Here is a 16,774-nt window from a genome sequence, read left to right on the forward strand (position 1 = left end):
CCCTACTGTCAAAGTTCGATCTACCCGACTAACGGTCATTCGCTACACCCCTTACAGACTCTGCCCTGCAGAAGAAGTGACAGCACTTTGACGCCATCCGTTCGACATTTTTTTATTAACAAATTGTCCTACGAGCCGTATAAAACCCGCCTGAAGTCTCGCGCCAGAGGCTTTTTCTATGAGCGATATAAAGACATTTACGGACGGAGACAAAATGGTAGATCTTGGATCGTGGAATCTCAGCATCCCTGTGGGGTCGCCCCCCAAGACCATCGAAACCGCTCAGTTAGTAAAAGGCTATGACGGTAAATATTTCAAATCAAAAACCGACTCCATTGTGTTCTGGTCGCCCGTCACCGGAAGTAAAACCGAGAACGCAAAATATGCCCGCAGCGAACTTCGAGAAACGTGGTCCGATGGCTCGTTGCATAATTGGGTATACCCGGATGCCGACAACTATCTGAATGCCAAACTGGAAGTCGACCAAGTACCTTCCACTGGCAAGGTTGTCATCGGACAAATACACGCATACGAGAGCACGGAGCCGCTCCTGAAAGTCGAGTTTCAATACAAGGAAGACACCAAAACTGGCGATATCGTTGCAAAAGTCCGCAATCGCTATGACGACGATGAAAGCAAGGTTTACACCATCGTAGAAGGTGTGAAGCTGAATGAGACATTCAATTACGTCATTCACCTGAGCAAGGGCGGCAAACTGTCGGTCAGCGCCAAGGATCAGGACTGGAGCACGCGCATCAGTGAGACCTGGCGGGACAAGCCTCTGTACTTCAAGGCGGGGGTGTATACCCAGGACAACACCGGGTACACCTCGGAGGGCGGCAAGGCGACGTTCTACAACCTGGATATCGATCACAACCAGAGCTGAGCGGCACGCGCCTTAAGCCCACATACAAAACGGCCCGCGCTTCACGAAGAAGAACGGGCCGTTTCTGTTTCAGTCAGACACTGTCAGCGATTGGCTTTGAAGTCCTGCTCGGCTGCCAGGAAACGGGTCTGCATGGACGCAGAAGCAGGCTTGCCGATCAGGCTGAACACCACGATGGCGAGGCTGGCGAAAATGAACCCGGGGATGATTTCATACAGCCCCATCGTACTGAATTGCTTCCAGAGCACCACGGTGGCCGCACCAACAATGACTCCGGCAAGTGCGCCGTTACGAGTCATGCCCTTCCACAGCACCGAAATCAGCACCACAGGGCCGAAGGCTGCGCCGAAACCGGCCCAGGCGTAACTCACCAGGCCCAGCACGCGGTTTTCAGGATTGGCCGCCAGCAGAATGGCAATGATCGCGATCAGCAGCACCATTGCCCGACCGACCCAGACCAGCTCGATCTGCGAAGCACCCTTGCGCAGATAAGCCTTGTAGAAGTCCTCGGTCAACGCACTGGAGCACACCAGCAACTGGCAGCTCAGCGTACTCATGACCGCAGCCAGAATGGCCGATAGCAGCACACCGGCAATCCAGGGGTTGAACAGCAGCTTGGCCAGCTCGATGAACACCCGCTCCGGGTTTTCAGTCACCGGCCCGGCAACATCCGGATGCGCCGAGAAATAGGCAATGCCGAAGAACCCGACCGCCACGGTGCCGCCCAGGCACAGGATCATCCAGGCCATGGAGATGCGTCGGGCGCTGGCAATCGACTTGACCGAGTCGGCCGCCATGAAGCGCGCCAGGATGTGTGGCTGACCGAAATAACCCAGGCCCCAGCCGAGCAGGGAAATGATGCCGATGAAAGTCGTGTTCTTGAACATGTCGAAGCTGGTCGGATCTTTCGCTTCAATCGCCAGAAAGGTGGTGTCGACGCCGCCCGTTGCCAGCAGGACGATGATCGGCGTGAGGATCAGCGCGAAAATCATCAGCGTGGCCTGCACGGTGTCTGTCCAGCTCACTGCGAGGAAACCACCGACGAAAGTGTAAGCAATGGTCGCCGCAGCACCGGCCCACAAGGCGGTTTCGTAGGACATGCCGAAGGTGCTTTCAAACAGACGCGCCCCCGCAACGATGCCCGAGGCGCAATAGATGGTGAAAAACACCAGAATCACGATGGCCGAGATGATGCGCAGCAGGCCACTGTTGTCTTCGAAACGGCTGCTGAAGTAATCCGGCAGGGTCAGTGCGTCTCCATTGTGCTCTGTCTGCACACGCAGACGGCCGGCCACGAACAGCCAGTTCAGGTAGGCGCCGATGATAAGACCGATGGCGATCCAGCTTTCCGACAGGCCGGACATATAGATGGCACCGGGCAACCCCATCAACAGCCAGCCGCTCATGTCAGAGGCACCCGCTGAAAGAGCGGTCACCACGCTGCCCAGGCTGCGTCCGCCGAGGATGTAATCCGAAAGGTTGTTGGTAGAGCGATAGGCCATCAGGCCGATCAATACCATTGCCGCTATATAGATCACGAACGTGATCAAGGTAGGGTTGCTGACACTCATGAGTTCTGCCTTGGCATTGTTTTTATGTTGGCACCCGATGCCAAAGGGAATAGCGACCGATATTCGGCACATCCCTGCTTTTGCACCCGACACCGCGTTGACTGATCGCTCCGCAAGGATCGGCAATCAATGACTGGCGGTTGCACCGCGGGAACGAATCCTATTAAACAAACCAAACAAGGTGCAACCCATTTCATCGCGCAAGTTGCACCTGTTACAAAAAACCTGATGCAGGTGCATTTACGCGCCATTTTAGGGCGTTTTAAATACTATTTACAAAAAATCGCGCACCAGCATTGCGCATAGCGCTGTTTTTATGAGCCGCTCGCCGGGCACATCACAAAATATTCTCCAAATCGGGTTGCACCCGGTTGCACCTCACCCCGTCCCGACGCTAATCTGCGCCAAAGCCGATGCCACTTCTGCGTGGCTATAAAGAGGACAACACATGGCCACCACCACTCTTGGCGTCAAACTTGACGACCCTACCCGCGAGCGATTGAAAGCCGCAGCCCACTCCATCGACCGCACGCCGCACTGGTTGATCAAGCAGGCGATTTTCAATTACCTGGAAAAGCTCGAGAGTGGTGCAACCCTGTTGGAACTCAACAGTGCCGCCGGCGCAAAGGACAACGAAGACCGCGGTGAGCTGGCAGAAGATGCCGGGCTGCAATGCTTTCTGGATTTTGCCGAAAGCATCCAGCCGCAGTCTGTATTACGAGCGGCCATCACCTCCGCCTACCGCCGCCCCGAGCAGGAAGTGGTGCCGATGCTGCTCGAGCAGGCCCGCCTGAGCGCCCCGGTTGCCGAAGCCACCAACAAGATGGCCGCGTCGATCGCGGAAAAACTACGTAACCAGAAAAGCGCTGGCGGTCGCGCGGGCATCGTTCAAGGCCTGTTGCAGGAGTTTTCACTGTCCTCTCAGGAGGGCGTTGCGCTGATGTGCCTGGCCGAAGCACTGCTGCGTATTCCCGACAAGGGCACCCGCGATGCGTTGATTCGCGACAAGATCAGCAACGGCAACTGGCAGCCGCACCTGGGCAACAGCCCATCGCTGTTCGTCAACGCCGCCACCTGGGGCCTGCTGCTCACCGGCAGGCTGGTTGCCACTCACAATGAGGCGGGCCTCACGTCCTCGTTGAGCCGCATTATCGGCAAAAGTGGCGAACCGATGATCCGCAAGGGCGTCGACATGGCCATGCGCCTGATGGGCGAGCAGTTCGTGACCGGCGAAACCATCGGTGAAGCCCTCGCCAATGCCAGCCGCTTCGAAGCCAAGGGCTTCCGCTATTCCTACGACATGCTGGGTGAAGCGGCGCTGACCGAACATGACGCGCAGAAGTACCTCGCGTCCTACGAGCAAGCCATCCACTCCATCGGCAAAGCCTCCCACGGCCGCGGCATCTACGAAGGTCCGGGGATTTCCATCAAGCTGTCGGCACTGCATCCACGCTATAGCCGCGCCCAGTACGAGCGGGTGATGGATGAGCTGTACCCGCGCCTGCTGTCGCTGACCCTGCTGGCCAAGCAATACGACATCGGCCTGAACATCGACGCCGAAGAAGCCGATCGCCTGGAGCTGTCGCTGGATCTGCTCGAGCGCCTGTGTTTCGAACCACAGCTCACCGGTTGGAACGGTATCGGTTTCGTGATTCAGGCATACCAGAAGCGCTGCCCTTATGTGATCGATTACGTGATCGATCTGGCGCGCCGCAGCCGCCATCGCCTGATGATCCGTCTGGTCAAGGGCGCTTACTGGGACAGCGAGATCAAGCGCGCCCAGGTCGAAGGGCTGGAAGGCTATCCGGTGTACACGCGCAAGGTGTACACCGACGTGTCCTACATCGCCTGCGCGCGCAAGCTGCTCGCGGCACCGGAAGTCATCTATCCGCAATTCGCCACGCACAACGCCCATACCCTGGCGGCCATCTACCAGATCGCCGGTCAGAATTATTACCCCGGCCAGTATGAGTTCCAGTGCCTTCACGGCATGGGCGAGCCGTTGTATGAACAGGTTGTAGGCAAAGTCGCCGACGGCAAACTGAATCGTCCTTGCCGCGTGTACGCCCCGGTTGGCACTCATGAAACACTGCTGGCCTATCTGGTGCGTCGTCTGCTGGAAAACGGCGCCAATACGTCGTTTGTCAACCGGATTGCCGACCACTCGATCTCCATACAGGAACTGGTCGCCGATCCGGTCAGCCAGATCGAACGCATGGCCACCCAGGAAGGCGGTTTCGGCCTGCCGCATCCACGCATTCCGCTGCCGCGAGACCTCTACGGAACCGAACGCGCCAATTCCAGCGGCATCGACATGGCCAACGAGCATCGTCTGGCGTCGCTGTCTTCGGCCCTGCTGGCTACCGCGCACAACGACTGGAAAGCTGCCCCGATGCTGGGCTGTCCGGCCAGCGCAGGCACGTTGAGTGCTGCATTGAATCCATCGGATCTGCGTGACGTGGTCGGTCATGTGCAGGAAGCGTCCCTGCAAGATGTCGATAACGCCATCCAGTGCGCCTTGAGCGCCGGTCCTATCTGGCAGGCCACTCCGCCTGTCGAGCGCGCCGCGATTCTGGAGCGTGCCGCTGACTTGATGGAGGCTGAAATCCAGCCGTTGATGGGCCTGTTGGTCCGTGAAGCGGGCAAGACCTTCGCCAACGCCATCGCCGAAGTGCGCGAAGCCGTGGACTTCCTGCGTTACTACGCCGTGCAGGCGCGCAACGACTTCACCAACGACGGTCACCGTCCGCTGGGGCCGGTGGTCTGTATCAGCCCGTGGAACTTCCCGCTGGCGATTTTCAGTGGTCAGGTGGCGGCTGCATTGGCCGCAGGTAACCCGGTGCTGGCCAAACCTGCCGAGCAGACACCACTGATCGCCGCGCAGGCCGTACGTCTGCTGCTTGAAGCGGGCATCCCGGAAGGCGTGGTGCAATTGCTGCCCGGTCGTGGCGAAACCGTAGGCGCCGGGCTGGTCGGCGACGAACGCGTCAAAGGTGTCATGTTCACCGGCTCGACCGAGGTCGCCCGCCTGCTGCAGCGCAACGTGGCAGGTCGCCTCGACTCGCAGGGTCGCCCCATTCCGCTGATCGCCGAAACCGGTGGCCAGAACGCAATGATTGTCGACTCTTCGGCGCTGACCGAACAGGTGGTGATCGACGTGGTGTCTTCGGCATTCGACAGCGCCGGTCAACGCTGCTCGGCACTGCGCGTGCTGTGCCTGCAGGAAGACTCTGCCGACCGCGTCATTGAAATGCTCAAGGGCGCGATGGCCGAGAACCGCCTCGGTAATCCGGAGCGCCTGTCCGTGGACATCGGCCCGGTCATCGACGCAGAGGCCAAGGCAGGTATCGAAAAACACATCCAGGCCATGCGCGACAAGGGCCGCACGGTTTACCAGGTGGCCATCGCCGACAGCGCCGAACTCAAGCGCGGCACTTATGTGATGCCGACCCTGATCGAGCTGGAAAGCTTCGATGAGCTGCAACGTGAAATCTTCGGTCCGGTGCTGCACGTGGTGCGCTACAAGCGCAAAGAGCTTGGCCTGCTGATCGATCAGATCAACGCCTCCGGTTATGGCCTGACCCTGGGCGTGCACACCCGTATCGACGAAACCATTGCCAAGGTCATCGACAACGTCAATGCCGGCAACGTCTATGTCAACCGCAACATCGTCGGCGCAGTGGTGGGTGTTCAGCCATTCGGCGGCGAAGGTCTGTCCGGCACCGGTCCCAAAGCAGGCGGCCCGTTGTACCTGTATCGCCTGCTGTCGACGCGCCCGCAGGATGCTATCGAGAAATCGTTCATCCGTAGCGACGCGCTGTCTGCACCGGATACCCGTCTGCGTGAAGTCTTCGGCAAGCCGTTGCAGGCACTGAAAGCCTGGGCTGCCAGCAACCAGCAAAGCGATCTGGATACCCTGTGCAGTCAATACGCCGAGCAATCGCAAAGCGGCATCACTCGCCAGTTGGCTGGCCCGACCGGCGAACGCAACAGCTACGCGATCCTGCCGCGTGAGCACGTGCTTTGCCTGGCTGACGACGAGAACGACCTGCTGATTCAACTGGCGGCCGTACTGGCGGTCGGCAGCTCTGCCGTGTGGCCGGAGACCGACATCAGCAAGTCACTACGCGCTCGCCTGCCGAAGGACGTTCAGGCGCGCATCAAACTGGTACCTGACTGGGCCAAGGACGACGTCAACTTCGACGCCGTCCTGCACCACGGCGACTCCGACCAGCTACGTGCCGTCTGCCAGCAGATCGCACAACGCAGTGGTGCCATCGTAGGCGTCAATGGCCTGTCCCACGGCGAAACCAACGTGCCGCTGGAACGTCTGGTGATCGAGCGGGCATTGAGCGTCAACACCGCGGCGGCGGGTGGCAATGCGAGCCTGATGACGATCGGCTGATGCCGCTCGGTAACAGATGACGCAGCGCGTCAAGAACGGCATTCCCACGCCGGAGCGTGCGGAACGTGAGGTGTCGGAAAGACACCGACCGTTCCCATGCTCTGGACGCTCCGCGTCCGCTCTCGATACCCCCTGCACACGCTCGACCATCACCCGAATCAATCTTGCTACCCTCCCCCCTCAACCCGACCTAGACTTGAGCCATTCCAAGAACAGGTACGTCATCATGTCCGAGTCGCTGCTCAGTTCCCGAAATCTGGCTTTCGAGCTGTATGAAGTGCTGGACGCCGAAGGTCTGACGCGTCGCGAGCGCTTTGCCGAGCACTCGCGGGAAACCTTTGATGCGGCGCTGGGAACGGCGCGCGCCATTGCAGAAAAATACTTTGCACCGCACAACCGCAAGGCTGACGAAAACGAGCCGCGCTATGAAAATGGCGAAGCGATCCTGATTCCTGAGGTCAAGCCCGCGATAAACGCGTTTCTCGAGGCCGGCTTTCTCAATGCATCACGCGATTTCGACGCAGGCGGCATGCAGTTGCCTACCCTGCTGTCGCAAGCCTGTTTTGCCCACTTTCAGGCGGCCAATGTCGGCACCACGTCGTATCCGTTTCTGACGATGGGCGCCGCCAATCTGATCGAGAGTTTTGCCGACGACGAGCAGAAGCAGCGTTTTCTGCAACCGATGATCGAAGGACGCTTCTTCGGCACCATGGCGCTCACCGAGCCACATGCCGGCTCGTCGCTGTCAGATATCCGCACACGCGCCGAGCCGGCAGGCGACGGCACTTATCGGCTGCGTGGCAACAAGATATTCATTTCCTGCGGGGATCATTCGCTGTCGGAGAACATTGTGCACATGGTCCTGGCGAAACTGCCGGACGCGCCGGGCGGGGTCAAAGGTATCTCGCTGTTCATCGTGCCCAAGTTTCTGGTCAACGATGACGGCAGCCTCGGCAAGCGCAACGATGTGCTGCTGGCGGGCCTGTTTCACAAGATGGGCTGGAAAGGTACTACCTCCACCGCGCTGAATTTCGGCGATAACGGTGAGTGTGTCGGCTATCTGGTGGGCAAACCTCATCATGGCCTGAATTACATGTTCCAGATGATGAACGAAGCGCGTATTGGCGTCGGGCTCGGTGCGGCAATGCTGGGTTATTCCGGCTACCTGTACTCACTGGAGTATGCCCGCGAGCGGCCGCAAGGACGCTTGCCGGACAGTAAAAGCCCGGACAGCAAGCCAGTATCCATCATTGAACATGCAGACGTGCGGCGCATGCTGCTGACCCAGAAAGCCTACGTGGAAGGCGCGTTTGACCTGTGCCTCTACGCCTCGCGACTGTTCGATGACACGCAGACCGGCGAAACCGAAGACGATCGCAAGCACGCGCACGAACTGCTGGACCTGCTGACCCCGGTGGTCAAGTCGTGGCCGTCGGAGTTCTGTCTGAAGGCCAACGAACTGGCGATTCAAGTCCTGGGCGGCCACGGCTACACCCGCGAGTACCCGGTCGAGCAGTATTACCGGGATAACCGCCTCAATGCGATCCATGAAGGCACTCACGGCATCCAGTCGCTCGACCTGCTTGGCCGCAAGCTGGCGCAGAATGGCGGCACCGGCCTCAAGCAACTGCTGCGCCTTATCTCGGCGACCTGCGAACGTGCCCAGACCCATCAAGCACTCGACGAATTGCGCCAGCCCCTGCAGCAACTGGTCGCACGCGTGCAGGCCGTCACCCTCGGGCTGTTGACCGATCTGGCCCAGGGCAGAATCACCAGCACACTGGCCAATTCGGCGCTGTACCTCAAGGCATTCGGCCACACGGTAGTAGGTTGGCGATGGCTCGAACAGGCGATCCGTGCAGAAGAAGGCTTGATTAGCGGCAATCAGGCCGACAACGACTTTTACCGAGGCAAGCTGCAAGCCGCCCGATACTTCCTGACGTGGGAAGTACCGGGCTGCCATCATGAATTGGCCATTCTGGAAAACCGCGATGACACTTGCCTGGCAATGCGCGACGACTGGTTTTAAATAAACCCGGGCGCACGCTTGATCAATGAAGGCTAAACAGGTCAGTCAGCGGGTTTTGCGGAAAAAAACGGTCGACCAGTACCCTGGCGTCTGCGCCCAGCTTGCGCGCGTACTGCTCCCGACTGAAGGGCTCGCCCGTGCGCATGTCGTAAAGCCCGCGCCCCGGATGAGCGCGATCGACCTCCTGCATCTGGATTTTCATAATGCTGTAAAACTCGCCGCTCACCTCTTCGATGCTGTCGATCTGAAAGTAGCAGCCGGGCAAAAAGATCGATTCGGCCTCTTCGGGAGAGGCTGAAAACGGCGCAATCGGTGTCGCCCGCAGGTATCGGCCCTTGGGCAAAACGAAGACCACCGAGGTGTCATCGAAGGTTACCGGCCCGATCATGGCGTTAGCGGGTGCACCGGCCCGACTGCTGGCGAAGGCGCTGACCACGTAGGGATTTTCGCTGAACGAGGTGACATCAGTATTCACCAGCACATCACCGACCTTGATCTGACCGCTACGGAACACGGCACCCGAAGTCCCGCGATCACCGCTGCCGCCTCGGTACAACTCGACATCATTGTTGTACCCCACCACCTGAATGTCCTCGGCCAGTCGTTCGATGAGTCGCACCTGATTGGCCTTATTGCTCTCGCCCGTACGCAGGAACCGATTGAATTCAGAATCGTCCTGGGTATAAAGCATGATATTTCTGCCGCAGTAGTCGTCCTCACCAAGCTTGAAAACCCGATGTTTGCCATGCCAAGGGTCCTTGTACACCTCATCGCCTTCGGGTGAAGAATCCGACATGGCCGTATCTTCAGGGCCTGGCTCCCAAATCGTCATCACATCTTTCTGCCGGGCCAAGGCCATTTCGGCATAGTGTTGCTCATTGAACAGGTCCGTTTGCAGGTACGTGTCCCAAAACGCCGAATGCACGGTCACATAAGGCTTGCCCGTCGCGGCGGATGTACTGCTTGACGGCACCTGCACATCCATCGGGGCACCGCCCTGCAGACCAGGCGAGTCAAGTAACGTCCACTCCCCGCTGGTACTCAGGCGCACCGGCTTGCTGCCTGCGAACGCAAAAGGATTGTCCGGGTTGACGATAAACCAGCACTGCTGCAATTCGTTGAACATCACGCGATAAGGCAGTTGTGCAAGCTTGATCCAGGTTTCGCCATTACCCAGCGTGTAGATGCCACGAAACCGGCCCTCTGCGACTGAAGGCGTAAGGCTGTCGAGCAGCAGGTTACCCTCCATATTGTCCAGCGCATGGGCCGACGCGCTGCCGCCTTCAATTACCTCGCTGGAGACCGGCTGGCCTTCGGTTGCGGCCACCGGCACAGGCTGGGGGACCGCACGTATGGACATTAAAAGCGGCAGATTGAACAGCAGATAAATGATGTTGATGATCGCGCCCAGCACGCCCGCCTTGCGCTGTGCTACGGTTTTGCCATTGAGCGCCTGATCGATGTTCAAACCGGTATTGGCGAGGCTTGCGCCAACCAGCGTCAAGGCGATCGGCCAACCCAGCGGCGCGAGCCCGCCAAACGCCTGCATGAAAGCACCCAGGTAGCCGATCCACATCTGCTTGCGCAGATCAGCATTGGAGGTCAGCAGTTCACGCGCATCGGCGGCCATTCCCTGACGGGCGACGTCTCGCAGATACACGAAGGGGTCGCCCGCAATAGGCGCCTGCACCAGATTGACGAGTCGAACGTTGGCACGCCAATCGTGCGTGAGCAACTGGCTCACCGCACGAAAGAACCGCTCACCGTCCTTTGTCCGCGACGCCTCCCCACGCAGAAACTGGCGGGTTATCGCCTTGTCTGCGTGCTCGTCCATAAACCGGGTCTTGAGCCAGCGGTACACCGCACGCTCACTGTCGAACGCCATGAAAGGCTGCTCGGCATCAGGCCAGTAGATGATCTCTCGGCCAGCGGCGGTGACAATACGCAACATGTCATGGGCCTTGATGCCATCGATATCCAGCGTGTGTACCGCGACACCGGGGGTTGAGGGAAGCGGGCTCTGCAACGCCTTAAGCGTAGGGGTCTGCAAAGGGTCTGCGGTGATAACGCACGTAACGTGCTTGAAATCGTCGGCTGAAAGATGGCCCTTGCGCAGACAGTGACTGGCGGCAACCAGATAGCGTGCCTTGACCAGGGTGCAAAAGTTCTCGCTGTGCAGGCTCCAGAAACGCTCCATACGGCGGGTGTACTGCGCGCTGAAATCAAGCGTCCACATGTCTTTGAGCACGTCCTGAGGGAGCATGGGCACCTCATTGCGCTCGTCGAAAACCCCGTGATCCGGGCCATCGGTATAGAAACCGCCATACAAGGAAAGCTCGTCGCTGGCTTCCTGATCGTGGGCGCTGAAGTGCCGCATGAGCAGCTCGATAAAGGTCATCGACTGCTCCGGCGTTCCGGAATGCTGCCAGCCGGTAAACGTGCGCGGACTGCTGCTGGCACTGCTGAAACGATGCCAATACACCTGCTCCGGGGCGAACACGCGCTGGGTGTGCTGAAGAATGATCCTGCTGGCGGCGGTATGGGCCAGATCGTAAAGATCGGGATAATCGAGAACGAACTGCTGCGCACGTGCACGCAGCAGTTGCTGGTCGGTTTTGGATGTTTCCAGGGGGGTAGGTGCCATGACGTCTTCCTGTAAGAGAGAAGTCATGCACGTAATCATTCATAAGCGTGTTGGTGGCGCTAACTATCTATCACCCTCACCTGACGCTGCAAACACTGAAGCCTTACCAACCATTCTCGGAGCCCGGGGAAATTTTCGCCCTGCCCTTGAATGGAAAATAAAAGTCCACGGCCTCGTTCAGGTGTTCGATGTACAACACGGACAAGACCTCATCGACCGGCAAATAGGAACGCTCCAGCAGATCAAAATAGTCAGGTCGCAGCTTTCTCAAGACGTCTGACATGAGTTTGGGACCGGTCAGGTCGGAAATGCGCGTCATGTACGGTGTCATTCGGTCTCTAGAGGCGCTACGCAAGGCTTCGCTGCTGTGGTCGATGAAGGGTCTGCGTGTACTGAAGAACGCCTTGTTGGTCTGTTTTTCATTCTGGAAACGCGTATTTATTTCTTTCAGAATCCTCTTCAGGACCGGGTTGTCCGGGTGGCTGGCGAAATGGCTGTTACCCGGCCCGTTGTAACTTAATTGCGGCGCATCCAGACGCCTGCCCAGCAATACATCATTGGGCCCGGCCTTCAACGGAATGCCTGCAAAAGGGACATCAATGGTGTCATCGCAATCAAGATAAATGCCGCCGTATTCGTTGATCAGTCGATAACGCAGAATGTCCGAAGCGGCCGCATAATTACGATTATCCGAGTGCATGAAATAGTTGAAGGCTTCGCCATTTTCACCACTCAGGAACGTGGGAAAGAACGCTTCTTCCTTGAGCCTGGAAATCCGCATCTGTGGATGTGCGCTGAAGTAATCCAGCAATTGCTGATGCGCCGTCGGGTGGTTGATATCGATATGCAGTTCGAAGCGCAAGTCCGGGCTGGTGCGCATGTTGTCGAGCATCCGTTCCAGCAGGTTATCGCCCGGCATGCGTTCGCCCAGCCATATATGATGAATCACACGGCTGATGGGCTCGGCATCTGCAGGCAACCTGGGCACGCGGGGGAAAGAAAAGATCTCGAAGCGGCGGCTCTGTGGCAGTTTTGCCTCCACCTTCCTGAATGCATCCTCCGACCCGCTGTTCCAGACTCCGTTGCGGTCCAGCCAGACCAGGCCGTTTGAAGACGGATCAGTGCGCCAGCATGGAATATCGGCATCGTAATACACGTTCTTCCTGATCCCTCCGATCTGAATGAAGTACTTCTCTACGACCGTCCCTTTTGCCTGGCTCAGTACTTCCTCGACCATGATCTGATCCAGTGGCACCTCGACCTGCACCTTGGGGCCCCAGCGCTGAATCTCGACGGCTGGCTCTTCAGGCACGACCGCCACCACGGCGCTCTCTGCCTCACTGGCCGGCGGCAATCGCGAGCCGTCAAAGCTTTCCCCGCCACGCAACCCGAGCTTGAGGTCAAGATCCCAATAGCCGGTGTCAATAGTCTTCACGTAGGGTCCCCAGACACGCGGATCAGAATCAGAGCGAATCCGGTACTGTTTTTCCTGTGGCACCCACTCGACCCGAAAAGCCTGATCATGCAGTTCGATGTAACTTTTGCCTTGCAGCGGATACATACCTGCCACTTCGCCCGACGCCAGTCCCGGCAGGTCTTGAGTCACTTCCAGCGCGCGCAACAGGCGGCGCATTTTGGCATTGAGCGAACGCAAGGCAGGCGGCTCTTCCCTGAATACCGGAAGCGGCCCGACTTCTATAGCCGGGTCGGTTGTTGAGGGGTCGAAAACCTCATAATCGCCTCGCGCCTCATCAATCAGTCCGGTTTCAGCGCCAGCCTCGACCGCAGTGCCCTCCTCGGCAAGGATCGGCAACGCGTTCAAAACGCCAAAGGCAATCCGCCCAAGCCCGGCCTGGCGCTCTTCGAGCGTGCGACCATTGACTGCCGCATCGACGCCAAGCCCCACCAGCGCGAGAGACAGTCCCGCAATCACGGGCATAAGCTCGGGAAAGACGATGGCGACGCCGCCGAGAACAGACACACACTCGCTCAAGCCACTGCTGACTTCCTCTTTCCAGTAGTCGTCGTGGTTGCGGATTTTTTGCAGCACATCGGTTTCGGACTTTGCCTTGACCCGATCCTTGAAGTGCGAGAACGGCCAGGGCTGCAGCGGTTCGCCAAACTGCACCAGTCTGCGCGGGTTCCACGCACCGGTCGCGGCGTCCAGCAGCTTCGGGTAGACAGCGAAGCCTCGGAGGGCGGTAGCAACACCACTGTAGAAAAAGCCATCGACGTCATCCGTGGCACTGAAATGCCCCTCTAAAGACCGGCGCTTGCCTGGATCCTTGCACATCAGCGCGACCCAGTCCTTGAGCGCATCGGCGTTGGCGAAGGTATGAATGGGTGACGAGTTGCCGGGGATGTAGAGCAGCACGGTTGGCGAATCGGCACTGCGGATGACCATGATGTCCACGGCGCTGTAGCCATGCACCTGCAATTCGGAAATCGTCACGCGAGTGGAAATCGGCGCGGCGACAAAAGCGTCGAAGCTCAGCTCTTTCCAACCCTGATCGGCGGGCAGCCCGAGCGCCTCCAGCACCATGTCCTTGTGCTCGGCCTTGAGCGTGTTTTCCTCAGCTTGCAGCCAGGCCGCCCTGAACAGACCGGCCTTGAGCATCAGGTTGTAGTCTTTGGCATGCGCCTGCCAGAACTGATTCAGGTAGGCGAGATAACCGGCTTGCAGGTTGTGATCCCAGATGTACTGCTTGAACGCCTCGGCAGTCAGGCGAAGTTGCGTCGTCGAATCGTAATGCTGCGGATCGGATTTGCGGTACACCGCTTCATAAGCGACGCAGTCATAGGGCGGCAGTTTTTTATCCACTATCTGACAGTCGAGACCGTCATCATGATGGGGCTGCAAATGCCCGAGGTGATCAAACCAGTCGCCATTGCCCTTTTGCTGCCAGTTGCGCAGCAGCGCCTCGGTCAGCGTCATCGAGTGAGCGACATTGGCGCGATGAGGGGCGGGATAGAGCTTAGGGTCTTCGATATACAGCGTGACGATCAGGGTGTCGTCCGGATCGATCTCGACACCCCATCTCGACTGGCATGCCTGGGCCACATCCCGCGCAGCAAGGGCGGCAGGTGACTGCAGGGCGATCGGGTTGAGGCGGAAGTAATCGCTGACCGAATAGTCATCGCGCACCCGCGCCCAGAACTCTGCGTCAGGGTCATCACCGCCATCCCTATTGTCATCGTCGAAGTCGTAATGTGCTGCAAACTCATCGTCCATGATGAAAAACCTGCTTGATGGTTGGAGCGCCTACAGTAGGGAGCAAGAAGGCCTGGTCTGCGGTATATAGGTATATGTCAGCCGCTGGACTGCAACCAATCGTGAGCCCGGGAATGCCGGTCTGGGTCAATCGCTCGAAATTGCTCTTTGACAGCCAAGCAATTCAACAGGTTAAATCCCTTGGCACGCGGACTGCATGGTCAGTTTTCGCCCCTCTCGCTTCAATTCAGTTTTCTACGGAGTACCGCCCTTGGACGCCACCACCATCAACAGCCTGTTCCTGATCGGCGCGTTGCTGGTAGCCGCAAGCATCCTGGTCAGTTCTCTTTCGTCGCGCCTCGGCATTCCTATTCTGGTCATCATCCTCGCGGTGGGCATGGTGGCAGGCGTCGATGGCGGCGGGATCATCTTCGACAACTACGCGACCGCTTACCTGGTCGGCAACCTTGCGCTGGCGGTGATCCTGCTCGATGGCGGGCTGCGAACGCGGGTGGCCAGTTTCCGGGTTGCGCTGTGGCCTGCCTTGTCGCTGGCAACGGTGGGCGTGCTGATCACCACCGTACTGACCGGCATGGTGGCTGCCTGGCTGTTCAATCTCAGCGTCATTCAGGGCCTGTTGATCGGCGCGATCGTCGGCTCCACAGACGCCGCGGCGGTGTTCTCCCTGCTGGGCGGCAAAGGCTTGAACGAGCGCGTTACCGCCAGCCTCGAGATCGAGTCGGGCAGCAACGACCCCATGGCGGTGTTCCTGACCGTTACCCTGATCGGCATGCTCGCCAGCGGGCAGACCGGGTTGCACTGGGGGCTGCTGGGGCACCTGATCCAGGAATTCGGTATCGGCAGCTTCATCGGCCTGGGCGGCGGCTGGATCCTGCTGCAACTGGTCAACCGCATCAATCTGGCGGCCGGCCTCTACCCAATTCTGGTGATTGCCGGCGGCCTGGCGATCTTCGCCCTGACCAACGCTATCCACGGCAGCGGTTTTCTCGCGGTCTACCTGTGCGGTCTGGTGCTCGGCAACCGGCCGATTCGCAGCCGCCACGGCATCCTGCATATGCTCGATGGCATGGCCTGGCTGGCGCAGATCGGCATGTTTCTGGTGCTGGGCCTGCTGGTCACGCCACACGATCTGCTACCGATTGCGATTCCGGCGCTGGGCCTGGCGCTGTGGATGATTCTGGTGGCACGCCCGCTGTCGGTGATGGTCGGCCTGCTGCCGTTCAAGGCCTTCCATGGCCGCGAAAAAGCCTTTATCGCCTGGGTCGGCCTGCGCGGCGCGGTACCGATCATCCTCGCGGTGTTCCCGCTGATGGCCGGCCTGCCCAATGCGCAGCTGTACTTCAACCTGGCGTTCTTTATCGTACTGGTTTCGCTGTTGCTGCAAGGCACCAGCCTGCCGTGGATGGCCAAATTGCTGAAAGTGACGGTTCCGCCTGATCCCGCACCGATTTCCCGAGCCGCGCTGGAGGTACACGTCACCAGCGAATGGGAGCTGTTCGTCTACCGCCTGGGCGCCGAAAAGTGGTGCATCGGTGCAGCACTGCGCGAACTGAAGATGCCGGAAGGCACGCGTATCGCGGCACTGTTCCGCGGCCAGCAACTGCTCCATCCGTCCGGCAGTACGACACTGGAAGTGGGTGATCTGCTGTGTGTGATCGGCCACGAACACGACCTTCCGGCGCTGGGCAAATTGTTCAGCCAGGCACCGCAGCGTGGGCTGGACCTGCGTTTCTTCGGCGACTTCGTGCTCGAAGGCGACGCAAGGCTGGGTGAAGTGGCGGCCCTTTATGGCCTGAAACTCGACGGCATCGACCCAGGAATGCCACTCAGCCAGTTCATCGTGCAGAAGAACCGTGGCGAGCCGGTGGTGGGCGACCAGGTTGAATGGAATGGAACTATTTGGACCGTTGCCGTCATGGACGGGAACAAGATCCAGAAAGTGGGCGTCAAATTCCCCGAAGGAACCCGCCCGGGCCCCGGACTGTTCCTTTAAACTGCCAACCCACA

The 16,774-nt window shown here is 59.0% G+C and carries 7 protein-coding genes; 4 read left to right on the forward strand and 3 right to left on the reverse strand.

Features of this window, described 5'->3' with window-relative positions; translation table 11 throughout:
- Window positions 1-214: 214 nt before the first annotated feature.
- Window positions 215-886 carry a polysaccharide lyase family 7 protein gene (locus BT119_RS05520; protein WP_003366199.1) on the forward strand — a complete coding sequence of 224 codons (672 nt, stop codon included), beginning with the start codon at window positions 215-217 and terminating at the stop codon, window positions 884-886.
- An 83-nt stretch (window positions 887-969) separates the two neighbouring features.
- Here the strand turns inward: BT119_RS05520 and putP are convergent, their stop codons facing one another.
- Entirely contained in the window at window positions 970-2,457 is a 1,488-nt protein-coding gene (gene putP, locus BT119_RS05525) for a sodium/proline symporter PutP (RefSeq protein WP_003366196.1), read from the reverse strand.
- A gap of 448 nt (window positions 2,458-2,905) precedes the next feature.
- On the opposite strand from putP, the gene putA reads away from it, so the two are divergent.
- Both putA and BT119_RS05535 read left to right on the forward strand, forming a co-directional pair.
- Window positions 2,906-6,862, forward strand: a complete 3,957-nt coding sequence (gene putA, locus BT119_RS05530) for a trifunctional transcriptional regulator/proline dehydrogenase/L-glutamate gamma-semialdehyde dehydrogenase (protein WP_072365046.1) — start codon at window positions 2,906-2,908, stop codon at window positions 6,860-6,862.
- Between the two features lie 226 nt (window positions 6,863-7,088).
- Window positions 7,089-8,891: an acyl-CoA dehydrogenase gene (locus BT119_RS05535; protein WP_054081286.1), complete on the forward strand. Its 1,803-nt coding sequence runs from the start codon at window positions 7,089-7,091 to the stop codon at window positions 8,889-8,891.
- 22 nt (window positions 8,892-8,913) lie between these two features.
- Here BT119_RS05535 and BT119_RS05540 read toward each other — a convergent pair whose 3' ends face one another.
- The gene (locus BT119_RS05540) at window positions 8,914-11,535 is read right to left on the reverse strand and encodes a dermonecrotic toxin domain-containing protein (protein ID WP_072365048.1); all 2,622 of its coding nucleotides are present in this window, start codon (window positions 11,533-11,535) and stop codon (window positions 8,914-8,916) included.
- Window positions 11,536-11,638: 103 nt separating this feature from the next.
- Window positions 11,639-14,767, reverse strand: a complete 3,129-nt coding sequence (locus BT119_RS05545; RefSeq protein ID WP_072365050.1) for a dermonecrotic toxin domain-containing protein — start codon at window positions 14,765-14,767, stop codon at window positions 11,639-11,641.
- Between the two features lie 250 nt (window positions 14,768-15,017).
- On the opposite strand from BT119_RS05545, the gene BT119_RS05550 reads away from it, so the two are divergent.
- Window positions 15,018-16,760 carry a potassium/proton antiporter gene (locus BT119_RS05550; protein WP_003432036.1) on the forward strand — a complete coding sequence of 581 codons (1,743 nt, stop codon included), beginning with the start codon at window positions 15,018-15,020 and terminating at the stop codon, window positions 16,758-16,760.
- Window positions 16,761-16,774: the final 14 nt, after the last annotated feature.

Origin of the sequence: Pseudomonas sp. NFACC10-1 (assembly GCF_900119195.1) — a bacterium.
Classification (GTDB): Bacteria; Pseudomonadota; Gammaproteobacteria; order Pseudomonadales; family Pseudomonadaceae; genus Aquipseudomonas; species Aquipseudomonas cerasi.